This window comes from Bacillus sp. FSL W8-0770 (assembly GCF_038008705.1).
Classification (GTDB): Bacteria; Bacillota; Bacilli; order Bacillales; family Bacillaceae_G; genus Bacillus_A; species Bacillus_A cereus.
Genome location: NZ_JBBOZR010000002.1, coordinates 1 through 19,955 on the forward strand (window position 1 = coordinate 1; position 19,955 = coordinate 19,955).

A 19,955-nucleotide genomic window follows, 5' to 3' on the forward strand; every position below is an offset into this window, starting at 1 on the left:
GTGCCCTTTTATAATAAATGCTATTTCTTCACCTTTATGTGCCACAGGCTCCATAGATGAAGCGGTTTGAGGTAGCTGATTGATTAAAGCCAATTCCAGTGATCCATCTAAATTAGGAGATAATAACTCATACGAAACATTACCGCTTTCAGGGAAAGTTATTTTTATCTTTGGTTAGCTCTTACAACTAATTCTTCTGTATTGGTATTTTCCAAGAAAAAATTTAATAAAAGAATATTTAATGCTACAGAAATTAACTTTAGTGTTTGTAAGGGTGGATTCGTGATCCATTGCTCAATCTTACTTAACATGGAAGGCGTTGTATCAGCTATTTCAGCTAAATGTTTACTAGTTAATCCTGCACCTTTTCGAAATGCCATAATTTTTTGAACAACATTAATATTGTTCATATAAATAATCTCCATTAAATGAGTGGAGTATATTAAATTTAAATTAATTTTATTTACTTATACTTAATATAATGTTAATATATATTTAATTAAAATAAATTAATATTAATTTTCAAACTGTCAACTGATGCGAAACCGTGGAAAAAAATCTACTTAGAAGTAAAGGGATTACTGTTATTGAATATACAACAGACTATAGTAAAGCGATAGAAAAAGAAGAATACAAGCTAATAATGTATTCTTAAGTTTTTAAAGGACGTGAAATGAACATGAAACCAGTTTTAAAATATATAATTATTTCCCTTGTTTTTTCAATAGTAGGGGTGTGTTGGGCGCTGTTTGACATCTTTATGTTAGATGCAGACTGGCTATTGATTTGGATAGGTGTATTAATGGCATATCTATCGTTGTATATTGTGATAGGTCTATATAGTAGAAAAACGTACGATTCAAAATTGGCTAAAGTGCTTCTAAAAACAATAATTACAACCTTTAGTTTTGGAGCATTAGGAATATCATTCGGAGTTGTACACGAGATATTAGGACCATTGAGTCTTACTTTAATGACATGGTATTGGTTTATAATGATATTTTTATATTTAATACCCATAATATTATTATTGATTTTAGTATTGGTAAGTAGTAAAAATCATAATTTCCCTGGGGTATATAGTATACTTATAATTCTAAATATACTTCTTACGTTATGGCCGTTATTATGGCCATTATTTATTAATTTTATGGGATCTGGTATGAATGCAAGTGCAGGATGGTAGCAGCTCACAGATTATAAAAAGATTAAATGAAAAAGGTTATGAATTTGAAGCTTATAACCGAATAAAAAAAAGGATGAATAAGTTAAATGAATGGAATAAGAAATTAATATAGGGTTTAAATATTGGTAAGAGTGTGTTTAGCTAAATATATAACAACACGCTCTTTTAACTGGCTATTTTTTATTATTTAAATTTTTAAAAATAATATTGATTAAATGAAAAGAGAGTTTTGCTCTCTTTTTTTTGCATTTCAGCAAAACCTTATTAAATGTGAAGTGAAAATTCATTTGGAATTTATATTAGTAACGAAAGATATTCAAGAAGTATCTACTTTCGTGTCTAAAAAGTATCCATTTTCATGTCTCAATAACGGGACATGAAAGTCTAAACTTTTTGAACATAGGACAAGAAACTCTAAACTGCTTAGCCAATAATAATACAATAAAAAAGAAAGTAAACTTTTACCCAAAAGTTTACTTTCTTTCAATCACTGTGTTTATAACATTTCTTCATATTTCGAATAAATATCCAAAAAGGATACATTCAAAACACTGTTATTTTGGTTGTTATGAACAATTGCTACTTTTACATAAAAAACAGTCGAACAGCTTAAGAATTATATTTACGTGTCCGATTAACTAAAATGATTTATCAAATCAAAAAAGAGAGTGAGGCAGATGAAAATAAAATTCATAGTTGGTAAGTTGAAAGTGTATTTCGAGATTAACAGAGCTACATTTAAATTAATAGACGAGTTAATAATGAGGTCGCGCCAACTAAACGCGAACTTCGTATGTTAAGGAATTTTTAAGTTAAAAACCTGGGTTTTACCGTACGTTAACAAATTTCCATAAACGACATTTAATGTTTGTTATGGGATTTTGTTTTTAGTAATGAGTTTAAGAACTGGTTTTTGGCCGTATTTCTTTCAGATATCATCCTTTATTTATTATATATAGTTTGGAAAAATTACCATTTACACACAATCAGTATTAGTGTATTATTCATCTAGTACACTAATACTGAGGAGGGAAGAAATGGAAATTGATTTTTCTCCTAATATCCCGATTTATATTCAGGTAATGGAATACATAAAAAAGGAAATTGTAACAAGTCGTTTAGCACCGGGTGATAAAATCCCAGCTGTACGTGAACTAGCCAGTGAATTACAAGTGAATCCCAATACGATTCAACGCACATTTCAAGAGCTAGAACGAGAAGGTATTGCTGTGACACGAAGAGGAACAGGGAGATTTGTAACGAGTGAAGGAGAAAAGATTACTGAACTACGCAAAGAAATGGCAACAGAGTTGCTTGATAATTTTATAAATGGAATGGACAATTTAGGATTTACGAAAGAAGAAATTCTTCCAATCCTCCATTCTTCATTAGAAAAGAAAAGGAAGGAAAACTAATGACAGAGTTATTAAAAATTGAAAATCTGTGGAAAAGATATAACTTAAAAACAGTGCTTCAAGATTTAAGTGCAACAATTTCTGAAGGGAAAATTATTGGTCTTGTTGGTGATAATGGTAGCGGAAAAACGACATTATTAAAAATGATTGCTGGTTTGCGTTATCCTTCTAAAGGAACTATCACAATTGAAGGTCAGAAGGTAGGAATAGAAACAAAGAAAACTGTTTCATTTATGCCTGATAGTCCTGTTTTTGACGAGTGGATGACGATAAAAGATGCTGTAGTTTTCTATCGGGATTTTTATAGTGACTTTGATTTTCATCAGGCAATGGACTTAATAGCTGAGTTTAAAATGCCATTAGAAGAGCATATAGTTGCTTTATCAAAAGGTGGAGTGGAAAAATTACAACTTATCTTAACTTTCTCCAGGAAAGCAAAGTTATATATATTAGATGAGCCATTGGGTGGAATTGATCTTGTTTCTAGAAAACATGTACTAGATTTAATTCTTAAATTTTACCGAGAAGATTGTACCATTCTCATTTCAACTCATTTAATAGAAGAAATCGAAAATATATTTGATGAAGTAATCTTTTTAAAAGACGGAACTATTATATTACATGAAAACGTAGAGGAAATTCGTTTTCATCACGGGAAAGCAGTACATGAATTGTTTAGGGAGGTGTTTGAGCAATGAACCCACTTTTTCTCTATTTATATAAGTGCAATAGAAAAAAAATAGCAGTCTTTTATTCTGGTTTTATTATTATTTCTTTACTTCTTTTATTTAGTACGATAGGACTCTCAAGGGTACTACCTCCGTTTATAAAGGATTTAGTATTACTCATATACCTAATAATAATTGGTATAGCTGCATTTTTACTTCTTCTAATAGCGCTGCCTTCTTTCAATAAAATATTAAAAAATTCTATGACTCGTTATACAGCCATCCCAACCCAAAAATATATATATACGAATTTATTATTTTTTACATTAATGTTTATTATTTTATTAGGTATAGGCTTAATTTTTTCATATTATTTTTCACAAAGTCTTTATGATGGAAAAGTAATTGGTTATAATCCGAGTCTTTATGGTGGGGAAGTAACCGGAGAATTTCGACAAGAATATCACAAGTTGTATAGTTACGGAATCTTCCAACACATATTTGCTTTTCTTTTATGGGGAATCGATTTCATGAGTATCCTTATTTCTTGTTATTTTATCATAGCCATTATAAGGCTGTTTCCAGTGAAGTCATGGATGAGTAAAATAATTTTATTCATCATTTTCGTTGCTATCTTTTCAACAATACAAACAATAGTAATGAATGTGTTAAGTAAATTAGAGAAATATGCAGTTACTATTAAAAGTTCTGGGTTCATGGATAAGAATGATTTTTTTGATACATCATTTTACCCTATTGAAGATTTCACTATTTTGGGTCTATGTTTTACTTGCTTGTTAATAATTGTACTCGTAGCGATTACAGGTCGCATTATCAATAAGAAATTAGAGATATAAAAAATCACTTTATAAGTAAAAGATATTTTGGGAGGAAAGCATGAAAACATCTAATCCAATGTTAAAAAAAGACAAATTCCATGAAAAGAAGACAAGCGCTTCTACGATGACAATAGGTGGAACGATAGGAAAAACATTCATTTTGCTTATCTTACTTCTTGCAGCATCTGTCTATTCCTACGTACAGATGACACAAGAGACAATGAAAATACCCGTGTTAATTGGAATTATAATAGTTACTCTAATTGTCGCTTTTGTGGTTATATTCGTTCCGCGCATATCCCCAATTTGCGCACCGATTTACGCAATATTACAAGGGGTTTTATTAGGGAGTATTTCAGCATATTATACAATGCGCTTTGGTGATTCTATCGCTTTAACTGCCGTATTACTAACAATTTCGATTTTATTTTCCATGTTAGTGTTATACGCAACTCGAATAGTAAAAGTAACTAAAAAGTTTCGTGCGGTTGTAACGGTTGCAACACTTGGAATTTTTATTATGTATTTTATTGTTTTCTTATTGAGCATCTTAGGGGTGACTGTTCCATATATTCATCAAGGTGGGACAATTAGTATTATCATAAGTGCAATTGTAATTGTTGTTGCTGCATTAGATTTATTACTAGATTTTGATTCAATTGAACATGGTACTCATAGTGGAGCACCAAAGTATATGGAATGGTACAGCGCAGTAGGACTTATGATGACATTAGTATGGTTATATCTAGAGATCCTTCGTCTGGTTTCTTACATTATGAAAAACAAAGACTAGAAAACATCCTGCATGGTTCAAACATGCAGGATGTTTTTGTATTTCGTAGTATCAATTAGGTCACGTTATGTAGAGAAAGAAAAATTTCATTTAGAGGGTACTTCAAAACTTTAGCTTGATGGATGTATGGTGCTACCCCTATAAGCTCAATAGGTCATAGTTGGAAAAAAAGTAAGGCTATGGCCTATTTTTACACGTATCTTGGTTGTACCTCTTTAACCGATGAATATTGCAAGTAAGAACGGCCCATTCAATATTTTCTATTCAAATATGATAGAATGAAGATATATCCAAAACGGAGGGAAAACAAATGAACTCAAACACAAAACAGTTTATTTATGATATCCAGCAAAGAAAGAACAATTATATAGAAAATGTATTAATAGCAATACAACACCCTCAAAAAGAGCAATCTGAACAAGTCATTCAAAATATAGTAGAGAAGATGGATATGATGATTAGTTTAGTTACTACTTACATGGCTATTGAATCCGAATCTACAAAAGAATTAAAAGAGCTTCAGGAAGAACTTATTCATGCTCAAGCATATATTCAAAAACGGAAATTTGAAGAAACACAGAGATAAAACCCTGTGTTTTTACTTGGTGGACTATGACATTAATTTTTTTAAAATTTGATTATTGCTTTGGCATAATCCATACAATTTGTTGAATGCGTACAATATATGGCGCCGTATCTTCAATGAGCAAATGATCTGGTTTCACATCCTTTAATTTACCTCTTATATTGCCTCTTACAGTTTCAATAACCACATGTTTACCAATTACTGATTGTAATGTCTGATATACATAGGGATTAGGCACACTTACCATATTTTGTTTACTAAAGTCATTTCCCTCCAAATAACTCATTCTATAAGACTCCTTTCTAACTTGCATTCTTTCTACTAATATATGATATAAATCTTATAAATATGCTAGAAGGATAATTCATTATATGGACGGAAATAACATTTTAATAGGGTACGGTTTCTATTTCTACATTGCTAAAAAAAAAGATTTATATAAAGTTACTTTTACTAGTTAATAGGAGATGATAAAGGGATATTTTGAATATACATCTAGGTTGTTCGTTTCTGGATATGTATCATTTTAAATACGGCCTTTATTAGAATAGTGCTCATACTTTTTTTGAGATTCTTTCGTAATACGTGCGTTAAGTAAAATTGCTAACAATAAAAACACTCCATATTTTCCTCCTGTAGCTCCTATGATAATCACACTACTACAAACAAGTATAATTAATAGGATAAACGAAACTGAATAAATACGGTCATAATTTTTTGACATCTTTTCGTATTTTATGCGTTCTTTCCTTGCATTCATCTAAATTCCTCCTTTAAATTATCCATTTCACTATCAAATAAATCTCACCCTTAAAAAGGAAATAATATAACGTTATGTAAATTAGTTTGTTTTTTTATCAACTAATTTATATAACGTAAAAAGAAACCCTACCAATATTAAGCTTTCCATTATGATAATTCCGACCCTTTCCTTCCTTTTAATCCCAACACATCAAATAAAAGTTGCAGCAAACAAAAAGGATCATCCCTTTTCGTAAAGGATCATCCTTTTCTTCATTCAACAATTTTCAGGTATTCTTGATTGATTAAAATAACAGCCGGTCCATCTACAACAATTCCACCAACTTCAATTTTTTCATAAGGCTCAATCTTTATAGAAGTAATCCCTTTCCGCTTCTTTAACTCGTTACTTAATTCTTGCGTTGGCATGCGTTTCATATCTTCACTCCTTCTTATTGTTTCATTTAATCTTATTATGTTAAATAAATTGTAAAAATGGTTTCTAGTTCTAGAAATCCCATCAATTTGTATCGTTGACCATATATTTAGATGTTACCAACTCGCGTATCTCTCTTATGAAAAGAAGATAAACAATTACTATTCACTGTCTCAGTGAATGTAAAAATTCTTAAAGATAGAGATGAGATTGATTGTTTTTTCTTTTAGAAATAATGACTTAGATATATACCTAAAACAATGAAAGCCCTACCTCTCTTTCATCCTTACGGCTCCTTGTCCGTGCCAGTGTGAATCAGGATTGCAAAAATTCAAGTGACTATTTGATCGAGTTATTTAATGAAACTTCGAACGTTCGTAAAAGAAATTTAAAAATAAAAATGGATTAGATTGAAGTAATAACAAAAGAGGTTCCTACTCTAAAAGTGAGTTGAAGAAATCGAATGTCTTTGAAATGAGTTGCTTTTAATACTCATCATATTCCCGAAAGATTTAGAATGTTTTTAGAGGATATAACGCATTATTTATAATGAACCTTAACAGAAACTTTTTATTTGATTTTCAGTGATTCCTTTAATTAATTCTAGTTCACTGACCAAAAATCTATATGCATCATCCAACAATTTTTTTTCGCTTGTATTGAGTGCTTTTTCTTTCTTCATACGCATTAAATCCCGTACAACTTCAGCACCTTCTTGTATTTCACCCGTTTTTATTTTGTCCGTGTTCACTTTATGCCTTTGTTTCCACGGCAGTAATTTACAGGATTCTTCATGGTGAAAAATGTGTATAATGTGCTTTAATGCAAGTATATCAATAACTGGGCGTATATTCGAATTCAATATTTTACCCGTAGGAATCATGACTTGCATATTACTGATCGACATTTTTATGACAAAATACTGTTGTTTTTTTCCTGAGAATTCTTTTTCTTCTATGGCTTCAATTATACCTGCTCCGTGCATTGGATAAACAATGTTATCGCCAATTTGAAACATATAATCCACCTCCATATATGGTAACCTTCTTAACCTTAACATATATGTGTTTTTTTATCAAATATTTTATAATATCATAAAAATATTTTTTCTGTCAATTACTTTTTCTTTAAAAATCAAATCGAATAAAAATAGCACAAAAAACATAGGGAGTGTGTCAGATTTCCCATAAAGGGAAGGGGAATTTCCCCTCGTATATTCTGAAACCTCTACTCATTAACGTAGATCAGTTTTTCCCTTGAAAACGACCAAATCGATCCCTTATTTTTTTCAATCTTGTGTGGTAATCCAAAATCTCAATTCTTGCTTTTTCAGCTAGAGGTGCAATTGGTCGTAGGGCTTTTAACCCCCAATACTCAATCACTACATCAAGTACTTGATCAAAATATTGTAGTGGTCCATAGTTCGCTTCTTTTGCAATTACAGCCATTCTATTTTCAAAATCAGGCATGACGGCACCTGGCATTTTAAAATTCTTAATTACATTGGCAATATGATAGCAATAATTAGGTTCTAATTCCAAATGTGTTCGAATGACGTCTCGATAAAAAGCATAATGAAGAGTCTCATCTTTGGCAAGACGACGTAATAACGTAGCAAGATCTGGATCATGCTTACTTGCAACCTTAGCAACATTATTGTAAAACACCATCGTTGCAAGTTCTTGTAGCGTCGTATACGTCATAGCTTCGATTGGTGTATGAAAATCAGGTTCAAATCCCCCCTCAACGACTGACTTTCTTAATTCATGTATTCGTTTAGGATTCACACTTCGAGTGAGTAGTAAATATGTCTCCAATAGATTCGAATGTTGATCCTCTTCTGATGTCCAAGTATGAATAAAGTCTGTAATAACAGAGAGGGACCCTTTAAAAGTCGCAGATAAATACGTGGTAAACCAAGGTAAATTCACTTCTGTTAATAAAGCTGTTTCAATGGCTGTAATTACACCAGTAGGAAGAGTAACTTGACTTTCATCCCAAGGAACTCTTTTAAAGTCCATTCCCTTATCCCATGGTAAAAACTCATGATAACCCCAGTCTATCTTCTGCGCTCTAATTTTATGTTGTTCATACAGTTCTTTTAAACGTGGTTCTAATCGGAAATCTAAATCATTTGTTAGCATAAAAGTCCCCCCATTTCTTATCACAGATAGTCATTCTATTTTTACTCTTAAAATTTTCTACAAATAAATATTACGTTCCTTTTTTTAAGTCAAACATAATAAATTTGTAACAAAACCTTTTAAGAGCGCTATATTTTTATAGGATTTTTTTATTAAAAGGGGGACCGTTACATCTATTTTCTTTTTTTTATAAAATAGATACTGAGGCATACAATATGTTAGTTAGCCTAAATAAAGAAACTAACCTCAGTAAATTCAGAATAACATTCATGGATGAAGATACTCGTCATGTTATAAATCTTCGTGAGTGTAAAAAGGTGCATGCTTATAAAGAATCATTTTATAATAAAGATAGATAGTGTTTTATACACATTAACAACTTATTTAGATGTAAATCCAATATATTAGATTAAGCACTTGAAAACCAAATAAAGTGGATGAGATAGCCTTAAATGACAAATCCCAACTAGAACAATGTACATTGGCTATGTATGGTGAGTTAGACCAAATTTTGTTATACAACAAAAAAGGGAAGAGGCGATAAACATGCAGTCAACAGAAGCGCATATGAAGGAAAAACAACGTAGAGAAAAAATAGAAATTATATTTAGTCACAGGGTAAAAGGGGAGAGTTATTTTCACGGCTCTTCCTATCAATGGAAAAACATTGTATATCAAAATTATGATAGAATACAACAAAAAGAGATGGAAGTTGAACAACTCATTTCGAAAATGGAAAAAGCAGGGATTCGTTTTACGCAGCACCGTTCACTCATATACTATCCCGTCATTGATTTTGTAAAATATATAGCTAAGATTTATAAGGAACCCCTCGAAATACAATAATCATATTTAAAGGAAACATTTATAAAAGGTTTATTTTCGAGGCTTTTTTAACTAAAACCTTAAAAAATCATTACTACATTCTTTTTATTTTCAATACTCATCGGTTTTGTTATAATATCAACCATAGCGTATTATATTCGTTTGTATATTTCCATATTTTAGGGATTTTATTACACAAAAAGACAACTCTTAATTGGAGTTGTCTTTTATTTTGTTCGATATACACAATACTATTCTGATACAAAAACATCAAGATTCTTACAACCAAAGAAAAAGTAGGATTTCTAATAAGAGAGATCCTACTTTATTTCCTCATATTCCGTCATTATTTTATGAAACGTGTTTTTCTTTAGCTCTAACATTTGCATAAACATAGTAGCTGTCTTTTCTTCACCTTTACATTTATTACAAAAAATGTTATTGTTAAAATGAATTATTTTTGTTCGGTGTAAAGGATTTGTAACTTTTCACCTTTATGATCACTGAGAGCAAGGATAGTATTACATTGTGTGTGTTTACACACTAGGAGGCAATACAAATGGAAAAAGGTAATGTAAAATGGTTTAATGGCGAAAAAGGCTTCGGATTCATCGAACGTGAAGGTGGAGACGATGTATTCGTTCATTTCTCAGCGATTCAAGGCGAAGGTTACAAAACTTTAGAAGAAGGTCAAGCAGTGACTTTTGATTTGGAGCAAGGTCAACGTGGACCTCAAGCTTCAAACGTACGTAAAGCTTCTTAATTTTACAAACCAGGGGAGGCAGGCTCTTTTATAAGAGTCTGCTTTTTTTCCGTGAAACAAAGAACCCCGACTCGTAAAGGACATGAAAACAGTAAATCAAATGGTAAACCAAGTCTAGCATATACTTACGGAGTATCCTAATTTAATTTTTGAGCTACCAACTTTATAAGCCTTTTTTTAGCATAAAAGTACCCCCTAAATGAAAATTCTCTTTCTCTACAGTTAGTTATTTTGAGAAGTCAGCTCATTTTTTGTTTTGGGGGTGTTTACACTCCTTAAGTTGATGGGCATGGGGTCCTACCAAAAAAAGCGAAAAACATACGTTAAGTAAATTTCGACATAAAAAAAGCCGATTTTTCCTACGCTAAAGAATCATCAGCCTGTATTTTTTATATCGAACTAGTTTAAGCTTCTGGAATAATTGTAATAGCGATGGTCCGAACTGGATCCTCTATTGCGTTGCCCTTACTTTGGGCATGGTAGTATTTAGTCATTAATTCATTAAGTTCATTTTGAAAATTTATAAAGTGTTCCTCATCTAACTTTAATTCCACTACAGAAAAAGAAGCATTATCTTCTTGGCTGTTTTGTTCATCTAATTTCTTAAGATAACTTTGATATTGTGTCATAAGTGATAACTGGTAATAGGAAATGTAGTTTAACTTTTCCTTATTAGATAATCCCTTCCATTCACTTCCTTCAATTTTTGCATCTTCTTCATTTATTGCGTAATATTTTTCAGAAACAGATTTCACTTTTTTTTCTTTAATCACATGGACAATACCAGAATCAACCATGGTTTGTAGATGTCTATATAGAGTTGCTTGTGGTACATTTTCAATGATTTTTACCATTTCTAATGGTGTTAACCCATCTTCCTTATTTCTCATAAGTACTTGGCAAATTTTCATTCTTACGGGATGCATTAAAACTTCAACTTTATTACTCACTATATCACCTTATTTATTGTTTATTTTTATTCTCATTATAAATAATGAGAATAATGATTGCAATGTATCAGCTCTTGTTTTATCATTATTAATAATGATAACGAACTTGGGAAGGAATGGTGAAAATGCAACTACATTATGGATTGAATGACCTTAAAGACATTGATATTATGGCTTTTCTCCCCATTGTATTGCCGATTATTGCAGTGGGGGCACTATTAGTTTTCATTGCACTAATTGATTTATACCGACATAGGAAAACAAGAAAAAATGTACTTGTATGGACGCTAATTATTCTTTTTGTTAATGTATTGGGACCTATTCTGTACTTTGTTATAGGGAGAAAGGACAGTGAGAAATTATGAAATTAGAAATTAGAAATGTAACAAAATCATTTAAAGGGAAAATTGCTGTCAATAATTTCACGATGGAACTGCAATCGGGGGAATGCGTCGGATTAATTGGGCCGAATGGAGCAGGTAAATCCACATTAATAAAAGTGATTTCGGATATTATTAATCCGAATGCTGGTGAAGTTTTGTTGAATGGGATAAAAATATCAAAAATGAAAAGAGAAATTGGTTACCTACCGCAATATCCTAATTTTTTTCATTGGATGACAGCGAGAGAAACCCTTACGTTTATGGGGCAACTTTCGGGATTGAAAAAAGAGGAATTGTCAAAGTCAATTCCAAAAATTTTGGAGAAAGTTGGACTAAGGGGCGAAGAAAACTCAAAGGTTGGTACATTTTCTGGTGGAATGAAACAACGACTTGGTATTGCACAAGCATTATTGCATAAACCTTCGCTAATTGTCATGGATGAACCGGTATCCGCATTAGATCCAATCGGCCGACGGGAAGTATTGAATCTGATTGAAGAAATAAAAAAAGATACAACCATTTTATTATCAACCCATATATTAAGCGATGCAGAAGAAATCTGTGAACGATTTGTCATTATAAAAGATGGAACAAAAATAGAAGATACAACGATTACTGAGCTTTTACAACGTAATAGTGAAAATAAATTAATTATTGAAATCACAGCTAAAGATCAAAAATGGATTGACGTTGTTAAAAAATTACCGTATGTGAAGGACGTAGAAGTGATTGGGCTTAAAGTTAAAGTGAGGGTTGAAAGTATCGAAGTAAACAAAAATTTATTGCTACAAAATGCACTCGAACATAAAGTGGACATCATTAAGTTTGAAGTGAGCAACGATACTTTAGAAGAAATTTTCTTGAAATTGGTGGTGCAAAAATGAATAACTTAATGGTATTGATAAAAAAAGAATGTGTTCAAATGTCACGTGATTTTAAGGTGATTTGGCTACCAGTTGTTTTTATATTTTTAGGGGCAACACAGCCAGTAGTAACTCATTACTTGCCATCAATTCTAGAAGCATTAGGTGGCGGTCAGGGTATTACCATTGATTCGAGTATGGCAGCACAAAAAGGAGGCGAAGTACTAGCGAGTACTTTGGGATCGCAGTTTGATCAGCTTGGAATTATGATTCTGGTAATTTCTATGATGGGTGTCATTCAAACAGATAAAGCAAACGGTATGTTGGCCTTTATTTTAACAAGGCCCGTTACTGTTACTTCATATATAGGTGGGAAAATAGTATCTAATTATTTAATGGTAGCTTTTAGTGTAACAATTGGATACTTTACCTCTTATCTATATGTAAATTATTTTTTTACTGCTGTTCCATTTTTACACATGATTACTGGATTAATATTTTATCTAATTTGGGTTCTTTTTATCGTATCTTTCACAACAATGATAAGTGCTATTTTTTACAGTCAAGGTATTATTGCGTTAATTTCAATTGTTTTCCTTTTAGGTTGTAGATTAATCGTCGGTTTGAGTCCAATAATGAATCAGATTAATCCAGCCAGTATGAGTAAACATGCAATGGAAACGCTAGTTACGGGATTAGTAAATTCAAGCGCAATAAGCAATATGCTACTAACTGTTTTTTTGATTTTATTCACACTCTTCGTAACGAATTATTGGATTATTAATAAAAAGTTTAATTATGAATAAGCAGGGAACAACCGTGATGAAGATATGGGATTTTTGAGTTGGTTTAGTGGCAAGGATCTTACTTCTGTATTTATTGCCTTACTATCAATCTTAATAATTGGGAACCATCTACTTACTCATGAATGTACAGAAACTTATAATTTAAATAAATTAAAGTCGATAGTTCCTTAACGTGGGAATAATCGGCTTTTTTATGTCGAAATTTACTTAGTGTATATTTTCGTTAAAATGATGGTGGGACCCATACCCATCAACTTAAGAAAAATAAACGCCTCCAAAACGATAAAAGTAAACTTCGGTGCTAAAAAAACAAAATTTCCATTTAAGATACCCCCAGAATGAAAACTTTATTTTTTTGCAACTAAAGGACAAATAAAAAAGGTCCTTAACAATTTGTTAAGGACTGCGGAATAAAGCCGCAATTTGGGTTGCAACCCAATCAGTTTGTAGAAAATAAATTGCGATTATAATAGCAATTGTATTCCAAAAAGCAATGTTTCAAATGGATTTCAACATACAAGCGTGGGATAAACGAAAACAAATCATGTGTGACGTATTAAATATAAATTTTGATGCTGGTGTAGTTCATATTAAAGATCAAAAAACAAATTTGTATTGGGGAAGGAAGTTTGAAGATGTAGAACTACTCCAATATACAGGACAAAAAGATGCGTACGAAACGGAAATATTCGAAGGGGCCATTGTATATCAAGAGTTTTATGATCGTATATCAGAAAAACATGGATTTACAGGAGTAGTTAAGCAGAAGGAAGGTGCTTGGTGGATTTGTAATGGAGTGGATCATGCTGAATTGCTGTGGAGCGAAGTAAATCTGAATCATGTAAAAGGTAATATCTATGAGAATTTAGAGATTTTAGAAAACTGGACAAAATAGTTATTTTATAACCCAAAATAAAAGAACCCGTTTGTTATAAACGGATTCTTCCCTTAAGGTGTGCAAGGAATACAAGGTAACTGGCCTAGGGAAACCTGTAGAATTCCTTGTGATTGTAATGTATGCAAAGGAATCAATAAGGTTAATGAATTTTAAACAAACTTCTTATTTAGTAACAATTGAACTACTCACCACTTAACGTCCTTACGGACTTTTTGAAGTGGGAGATTCCTGCGAACACCGATGTATCCACCGGTTATCTTAGCAGGCTCTACCCGTAGTCCCTACGGTGAGAACATAAGTATCTTGTACGTTGACGCACCACACTCCCTACTTTAGGCCTGGTTTTCGCAACTTCGGCAAGCATGGGGCGATAGAACGTTGAAGATTTTACGGTTGCAACGTTTTTCTGCAACCAACCTCATATCTTCAGTTTTCGAAGAGCAATCTGTACAAGTAAATGATAGCAAACATGTTGGCTTATGCCAACCGACATTCATCTCCCACCTAAAATTGGTGTTTGACACCTTCACATTTTTGAGGAAGGAGTCTTCTGTCGGAAAACGATAAAGAGCACCGTAAAAGGTGCTCAATGGCTAATTCTGAAATGATCATGAGTATTGTATGTATGTTTCTAGTATATGTGCAGTTTTTATATAGAAACTATGTCTTGCGTGCCCATTGCATTCTATGTTTATTGTATGGAAAACGTGATACATTGCAATACATTAAAAGAGCACTTTTGATAGTGCTCTCTGACTAAAACTAATATTGAAAAAGGATACCCAAGATATTATATGTATGTTTTTTAGATAGGTTCAGTTTTAAAACAAAATCTTTCTTTTACACAACAAAGCAGCTAGTTAACAAAACTAACTGCTTGTTGTACAAAAGAAACGCTGCGCTTACAGAAATAGTTTGTAACTTTAAATTACAAAAATAATATGAACAGGGTAGAAAATGTTATGCAGAAATGAAAAAAATAAAATGAAAAAGAGCAACATGCATAAGTGCTCTTTAAGATAGGAGGTAACACTTTGAGCTGGACGGTTAGGTTAAAAGTATATGTTGTAGAAAAGGAATAAGACCTAAAACTTATTTTTAACTTAATACAAAAGAGCAGTTAGCAAAAGCTAACTGCAATGAGAAATTACACCCATGAATTTAGGAGTACAAAATTACATGGTTGAGTATAATATAGGCCAAAATTCTAGGTTTATGTAACAAAAATAAAAAGAGCAGCTTTTTTTAATAACTGCTCTCTGTTGTGAATTACAACCTGGGTAAGAAACAGATTGTATTGTGATTATTATTGACGGAATATTGAATTTTATTAAATTGTTTAACAAACTTCTTATTTGGATGCATAAAAAAAGACAACATCCGAAGGGGAATGTTCTCTCAACAAATGTAACATTCTATGAAAGAAAAGAGGAGATACAATAATATATGCTTGTCCAGTTTAAATGTGAAAAGATTTTAAAATTAAAGAGCGCAAATTGAGAGCGCTCCTTATACCTCATTATAACGACAGTGACGAGCTCACATTATATAGAAAGGCACTATTATTGTATGTCAAAGTATGAGATTAGTGAATGGATTTAGATAAAATCGTTATTTTAAATGGTTTAGCCCCCTTGAAGGGCGCTCCAGGGGGCTAAGATTCGAGAATTTTTAAACTCTTGTTTAATTACATGAAAACTCCCTAAAGAGTATCTATGGAATTTTAACATTTAACTGATTATTTTTACATATATATATTGAAACTCGAATGTTAAAAAAAGAAACCCCGTTTATTCACGGGGCTTCTAAGGGTAATTGTCAAGTAATGACGTACTCGACTAAATAACCATATCATGAATTTTTTGGTAAAAATACTGGTAAATGTGTCCAAATGGGTAAGGGCATTTTTTTAAACCAAAACGCTATTTGGCACAACAAAGCAGCAAGCTGAAGTAGCTAACTGCTTTGTCGTACAATTTTAGAAGTACAACTAGATACAGATATATGTTGTAACAAAAAGTTACAACTATATTATAAACAAATATCAAAATAATATGCATGAAAGAAAACTAAACAAAAATCTCATTTTGTTTTATTTTAAAACCAAAAAAGAACACTTAATAAAGTGCTCTCGTGACGAGACTCATCTTATAACGACTATTTTATAAAGAAAGAAACTCAGGATATTATATGTGCGTCAGTTAATTGAGTACCTTGTACAAATAAAGAGCAGCTAGCAAAAGCTAACTGCTCTCCAGAAAAGCATTAAGAAGGAAGTTCAGAACTCAAGTGCATTTATAGTATGGACAAGGTTTAGGGATTTATTCAAGGAGGAATGGATATGAGGAAGGTTAAAGAGTTTACAGGTAAAGTCGGTGCGGAATTTATGAGTTTTCTTCTTGAAGACGATACATTACACAGTGCTTATTATTCGCATGTTGAAGTTGTTATGGATAATGGCAAGAAGATGTTGTGCATTAAGGACGACACTGGATTAAAAGGTATAGCTGAAGGTCAAACAAGGGCAGAGGCAATTACGAAAGCGAAAGTGTTTTTAAAGAGACAGGAAGAAAAACAAAGAGCAGCTAGCAAAGGCTAACTGCTCGGTACTCCAAGAGGGAACAAGGAGAAAGATAACCATGTGTCTACAGTATTGACGGAATATTGAGTTTTATTCAGGGCTGGTTCCAAAAAAGTGACATACCGCCAAAATATAAAATTATTAAAATGACAATTACTATGAAAGCAATTAAAGAAACTTTCTTCCAGGAATTTTTCATTAGTAGACCTCTTTTATAGAAAATATTAACATCTATCAAAAATTTGAACAAAATAATCCTTTGCGCGACACGTTTCCTTATAAGTGTGTAAACACGAAATAGGAGGGTTATCAATTTGATAACAATAACTGATTGACTGAAAGTAGGAATGAAAGCCGTCAAGTTGAGCTGAAACTACTTATCTGATACTCCTACATGCAAAGCGTGATAGTAGTCGCAAATTGTATGAAGCTAGGTGAAGTCGGCTGAACAAAACCTAAGTGAGAAATCATATGGTAATGGATAGGTCGGGATGCTACAAAATATCTATGGTGAGAATGTCCAAAATAACGGACTGGCAAACTTGCGAATATACGGGTCTAAATTATTAATACATAAGAAATATGTATGTCGTCAATGACGATGTTATCTACCGAAAAGTATTGTCTAAGTCTCTAACTAAGAAACTGTATGAATATAATGAACATCAATTAAAAGTAAAGTTTGATAATGGGAAAGAGTTCTTCTTAAGCAGTACAAAAGATTCTAATAAGCATTGGGTATCAAAATATTCAAAGTCCATTATCGACTTATACAAAGCTATCTAAAAAAGCATCCATAACGGGTGCTTTTTTCTTTGTTATATAGAAATTACACATTAAACGTATTTAAATACTGTTTTAGGTATAACATGAATTCAACAAATTAGATAACGGATATTTTTCTATTTAGATTAGATGTTAAATGTACCGTGAAACTCTTGGAAATACAATGTCGGGAAATGATAATGATACTGGTATATTACGGGAGAAGGCGGAATTGTAGGAGTAAAGGGAATGTGCCCAGGTTGCATACCATATTGACCATATGAAGGGTATTGAGGTAAATGTTGCCAAGATGAAGCTGGGGCTACAACAATCCTCATCGTTAAAGGATTCATAATATAATCACTCCTAAAGTAGTATTCATGTAATAGGGTATGCGCTCACTGAATATAGATGTGCACAATCTAGGCCTATAAACATAATAATTAACGAACAGAAAATATGGTTACTAATCTTATGATGTGTCAATTATGGGTGTTTTATTTTACCATGTAGATAGAACAAACATGTGTATAGCAATTATCGTAGGCGCTGCCGTGATCTGGGTGGCGTCTTGTTTGTTGTTAAGGGAAAGATAAGGAGGAGAAGAAATGAGTCTTGCACTTCATAATGGAGATTTGAACAAGTTAGCAAGAGATATTACAATTCGATAAAAGGTTATAAAGTCGAATTAGTATAAAAGGAGGTGGTGCTATGCCTAAAATCAACTTCAGTGATAAACAATTACAAGTAATTAGAGCCCCTTTCAATTACACGCTAGAAGTTAATGAAGGCACATAACGCCACGTTCCGGTAAGACAACTGCCGGGCACTTCAGATATGCTCGTTATTTAACTAATTCAAGAGATGAAAACCATTTAGTCGTTGCGTACAATCAAGAACAGGCGCAACGACTTTTTATTGATGGAGACGGAAGTGGATTAGCTCATATATTCGGAGATTTAGCGGTTATAAAACATAACGAGCTCGGATCTCATTTAGAGATACACACGCCGCGAGGCATAAAGAGACTTTTTTATAAAGACGGCGGCAAAAGTAACAGTGTCGGCGCTATAACGGGTATGTCACTCGGTAGTGTAGTCTTTTGTGAAATCAACTTATTAAACATGGGTATGATCCAAGAGTACTTCCGTCGTACATTCGCTGCTCAGGACCGTTATCATTTAGCAGACTAAACTCTCCTGCTCCTAACCATCCTGTTATATCGGAAGTATTCGACGTTCAAAACACACGTTGGACTCATTGGACTCCTAATGATAATCCGATATTATCAGAACAACGTAAGCAGGAAATACATGAGGTTTTCCCTAAGAATCCGTATCTATTGGAACGAGATTGGTATGGTAAACGAGTAATGCCTCAAGGTGTTATCTACAGCATGTTTGATATGGATAAAAACATCCAACATGTTGTTTTGGGTGATTGATACGAAATGTTCTTTACTGCTGACGGTGGGCAAAGTGATGTTACAAGCTGCAGCTGCTACATTGTATCGAGATTTCAGAATAAATTCAGATTGTTCCGTGTGGCTAACTACTATTAGATACTAAATCTCCATCATCTACGATACGAGCATGCACTGGTGTAGCTCCCATTTTAGGTAAAGCACCCATCCCCATAAAATGTGTACTAGCATACCGACCATTTAGTAGTCCAATCATGCCTAAAAGGTTAGCACCTACGCATACTGTATATAAAGTAATATTAGGGTTGTGTGCTGCTTGGTGTAGTATAGTTTTCAACTCTGTCTCAGAAGCTTTTTTAACCTATTTACAACTGAATTTGGTCCATCATCGTAGGATTCGCCAGCACTACCTGGAATTAAAATTACATCTTCAGCGGTTGGATCGAGTATGCCTGTGGCTTCGATTCTTACGCCATTTACTCCACTTTTAACTAATCTTTTCCCTTCAAGAGTTACTAACTCCACTATTACTTCTTCTGGAGAAAGAGCTGCTGCAACGTGAAAGACATCATAAGGAGCAAGTGCATCCATTAAATCAAACCCATCAAATAAAACAACTTGAAATTTCATATTTTATACACATCCTATAATTATTTCAGACCGAACGGTTCGGTCTGATGAAAGTGCTATATACAGATTAATGAACAATCCTCCAGTTACAAGGAATATGATAATAGGTATGTATATATAACAGTCACTATTTGATTATAACACCTGGATTTTAATATCATAAAAATTCTGTAATATACGGAGGAAAAGTAAATAAAAAGAGAGAGTTCGGAATTTAAAAATCTGAATTTATAGATGTAATTATCCGTAATGTATGGGTC

The 19,955-nt window shown here is 32.5% G+C and carries 22 protein-coding genes and 3 pseudogenes; 14 read left to right on the top strand and 11 right to left on the bottom strand.

Annotated elements, in window-relative coordinates; translation table 11 throughout:
* Positions 1 to 410, bottom strand: a pseudogene (locus NST27_RS26860) (helix-turn-helix domain-containing protein); the annotation flags it as partial.
* 269 nt (positions 411 to 679) lie between these two features.
* Here NST27_RS26860 and NST27_RS26865 point away from each other — a divergent pair.
* The 6 genes from NST27_RS26865 to NST27_RS26890 all read left to right on the top strand — a co-directional run bounded on the left by NST27_RS26865 (position 680) and on the right by NST27_RS26890 (position 5,487).
* On the top strand, positions 680 to 1,186 hold the full coding sequence (locus tag NST27_RS26865; protein ID WP_000805760.1) for a DUF3902 family protein: 507 nt from the start codon (positions 680 to 682) through the stop codon (positions 1,184 to 1,186).
* A 1,037-nt stretch (positions 1,187 to 2,223) separates the two neighbouring features.
* On the top strand, positions 2,224 to 2,601 hold the full coding sequence (locus tag NST27_RS26870; protein ID WP_000401821.1) for a GntR family transcriptional regulator: 378 nt from the start codon (positions 2,224 to 2,226) through the stop codon (positions 2,599 to 2,601).
* Positions 2,601 to 3,299, top strand: coding sequence for an ABC transporter ATP-binding protein (locus tag NST27_RS26875; RefSeq protein ID WP_000137759.1), 699 nt, complete (start codon positions 2,601 to 2,603; stop codon positions 3,297 to 3,299). Before NST27_RS26870 ends, NST27_RS26875 begins: the two co-directional genes overlap by 1 nt.
* Positions 3,296 to 4,126 (top strand): hypothetical protein, encoded by an 831-nt coding sequence (locus NST27_RS26880; RefSeq protein WP_001068584.1) that lies wholly within the window; start codon positions 3,296 to 3,298, stop codon positions 4,124 to 4,126. Before NST27_RS26875 ends, NST27_RS26880 begins: the two co-directional genes overlap by 4 nt.
* Before the next feature lie 40 nt (positions 4,127 to 4,166).
* Positions 4,167 to 4,901 (top strand): Bax inhibitor-1/YccA family protein, encoded by a 735-nt coding sequence (locus NST27_RS26885; RefSeq protein WP_000858314.1) that lies wholly within the window; start codon positions 4,167 to 4,169, stop codon positions 4,899 to 4,901.
* 310 nt (positions 4,902 to 5,211) lie between these two features.
* Complete coding sequence (locus NST27_RS26890; RefSeq protein WP_001087724.1) at positions 5,212 to 5,487, top strand: hypothetical protein; 276 nt, start codon at positions 5,212 to 5,214, stop codon at positions 5,485 to 5,487.
* A gap of 52 nt (positions 5,488 to 5,539) precedes the next feature.
* On the opposite strand, the gene NST27_RS26895 is transcribed toward NST27_RS26890, so the two are convergent.
* From NST27_RS26895 to NST27_RS26915, 5 genes are all read right to left on the bottom strand, one after another.
* Positions 5,540 to 5,773: a YuzF family protein gene (locus NST27_RS26895; RefSeq protein ID WP_000120817.1), complete on the bottom strand. Its 234-nt coding sequence runs from the start codon at positions 5,771 to 5,773 to the stop codon at positions 5,540 to 5,542.
* 240 nt (positions 5,774 to 6,013) lie between these two features.
* Positions 6,014 to 6,247 (bottom strand): hypothetical protein, encoded by a 234-nt coding sequence (locus NST27_RS26900; protein ID WP_000993974.1) that lies wholly within the window; start codon positions 6,245 to 6,247, stop codon positions 6,014 to 6,016.
* Between the two features lie 254 nt (positions 6,248 to 6,501).
* Positions 6,502 to 6,666, bottom strand: a complete 165-nt coding sequence (locus NST27_RS26905) for a BC1881 family protein (RefSeq protein ID WP_000827566.1) — start codon at positions 6,664 to 6,666, stop codon at positions 6,502 to 6,504.
* 554 nt (positions 6,667 to 7,220) lie between these two features.
* On the bottom strand, positions 7,221 to 7,682 hold the full coding sequence (locus NST27_RS26910) for a CarD family transcriptional regulator (RefSeq protein ID WP_000486305.1): 462 nt from the start codon (positions 7,680 to 7,682) through the stop codon (positions 7,221 to 7,223).
* 226 nt (positions 7,683 to 7,908) lie between these two features.
* Positions 7,909 to 8,808, bottom strand: coding sequence for an acyl-ACP desaturase (locus tag NST27_RS26915; RefSeq protein ID WP_000957108.1), 900 nt, complete (start codon positions 8,806 to 8,808; stop codon positions 7,909 to 7,911).
* 546 nt (positions 8,809 to 9,354) lie between these two features.
* Between NST27_RS26915 and NST27_RS26920 the strand changes: the two genes are divergently transcribed.
* Positions 9,355 to 9,654: a hypothetical protein gene (locus NST27_RS26920; RefSeq protein WP_001191996.1), complete on the top strand. Its 300-nt coding sequence runs from the start codon at positions 9,355 to 9,357 to the stop codon at positions 9,652 to 9,654.
* Between the two features lie 299 nt (positions 9,655 to 9,953).
* Here NST27_RS26920 and NST27_RS26925 read toward each other — a convergent pair.
* A pseudogene (locus NST27_RS26925) lies at positions 9,954 to 10,061 on the bottom strand (integrase); the annotation flags it as partial.
* 131 nt (positions 10,062 to 10,192) lie between these two features.
* Here NST27_RS26925 and NST27_RS26930 point away from each other — a divergent pair.
* Positions 10,193 to 10,396, top strand: a complete 204-nt coding sequence (locus NST27_RS26930) for a cold-shock protein (RefSeq protein WP_000410775.1) — start codon at positions 10,193 to 10,195, stop codon at positions 10,394 to 10,396.
* A gap of 404 nt (positions 10,397 to 10,800) precedes the next feature.
* On the opposite strand, the gene NST27_RS26935 is transcribed toward NST27_RS26930, so the two are convergent.
* Entirely contained in the window at positions 10,801 to 11,346 is a 546-nt protein-coding gene (locus NST27_RS26935) for a transcriptional regulator (RefSeq protein WP_000066861.1), read from the bottom strand.
* A 125-nt stretch (positions 11,347 to 11,471) separates the two neighbouring features.
* Here NST27_RS26935 and NST27_RS26940 point away from each other — a divergent pair, with 125 nt between their 5' ends.
* The 5 genes from NST27_RS26940 (at position 11,472) to NST27_RS26960 (ending at position 16,895) form a co-directional block, all read left to right on the top strand.
* Complete coding sequence (locus NST27_RS26940) at positions 11,472 to 11,711, top strand: PLD nuclease N-terminal domain-containing protein (RefSeq protein ID WP_001175966.1); 240 nt, start codon at positions 11,472 to 11,474, stop codon at positions 11,709 to 11,711.
* Positions 11,708 to 12,613, top strand: coding sequence for an ABC transporter ATP-binding protein (locus NST27_RS26945; RefSeq protein ID WP_000764127.1), 906 nt, complete (start codon positions 11,708 to 11,710; stop codon positions 12,611 to 12,613). The genes NST27_RS26940 and NST27_RS26945 overlap by 4 nt, the downstream gene beginning before the upstream one ends.
* Positions 12,610 to 13,398, top strand: a complete 789-nt coding sequence (locus tag NST27_RS26950; RefSeq protein ID WP_001061468.1) for an ABC transporter permease — start codon at positions 12,610 to 12,612, stop codon at positions 13,396 to 13,398. The genes NST27_RS26945 and NST27_RS26950 overlap by 4 nt, the downstream gene beginning before the upstream one ends.
* Positions 13,399 to 13,900: 502 nt before the next feature.
* Positions 13,901 to 14,293 carry a YopX family protein gene (locus NST27_RS26955; RefSeq protein ID WP_000347052.1) on the top strand — a complete coding sequence of 131 codons (393 nt, stop codon included), beginning with the start codon at positions 13,901 to 13,903 and terminating at the stop codon, positions 14,291 to 14,293.
* A 2,338-nt stretch (positions 14,294 to 16,631) separates the two neighbouring features.
* Positions 16,632 to 16,895, top strand: a complete 264-nt coding sequence (locus tag NST27_RS26960; RefSeq protein ID WP_033689766.1) for a hypothetical protein — start codon at positions 16,632 to 16,634, stop codon at positions 16,893 to 16,895.
* 893 nt (positions 16,896 to 17,788) lie between these two features.
* On the opposite strand, the gene NST27_RS26965 is transcribed toward NST27_RS26960, so the two are convergent.
* Positions 17,789 to 17,995, bottom strand: coding sequence for a hypothetical protein (locus NST27_RS26965; RefSeq protein ID WP_001068972.1), 207 nt, complete (start codon positions 17,993 to 17,995; stop codon positions 17,789 to 17,791).
* A 358-nt stretch (positions 17,996 to 18,353) separates the two neighbouring features.
* Between NST27_RS26965 and NST27_RS29660 the strand changes: the two are divergent.
* Positions 18,354 to 19,200: pseudogene (locus NST27_RS29660) on the top strand (PBSX family phage terminase large subunit); the annotation flags it as partial.
* On the opposite strand, the gene NST27_RS26970 reads toward NST27_RS29660, so the two are convergent.
* Together NST27_RS26970 and NST27_RS26975 are read right to left on the bottom strand one after the other, a co-directional pair.
* A complete protein-coding gene (locus NST27_RS26970; protein ID WP_227414894.1) occupies positions 19,190 to 19,402 on the bottom strand; it encodes a hypothetical protein in 213 nt (70 codons plus the stop codon). The pseudogene NST27_RS29660 and the gene NST27_RS26970 sit on opposite strands and share 11 nt — an antisense overlap.
* Complete coding sequence (locus tag NST27_RS26975) at positions 19,399 to 19,695, bottom strand: hypothetical protein (RefSeq protein ID WP_240525116.1); 297 nt, start codon at positions 19,693 to 19,695, stop codon at positions 19,399 to 19,401. The genes NST27_RS26970 and NST27_RS26975 overlap by 4 nt, the downstream gene beginning before the upstream one ends.
* Between the last annotated feature and the right edge of the window lie 260 nt (positions 19,696 to 19,955).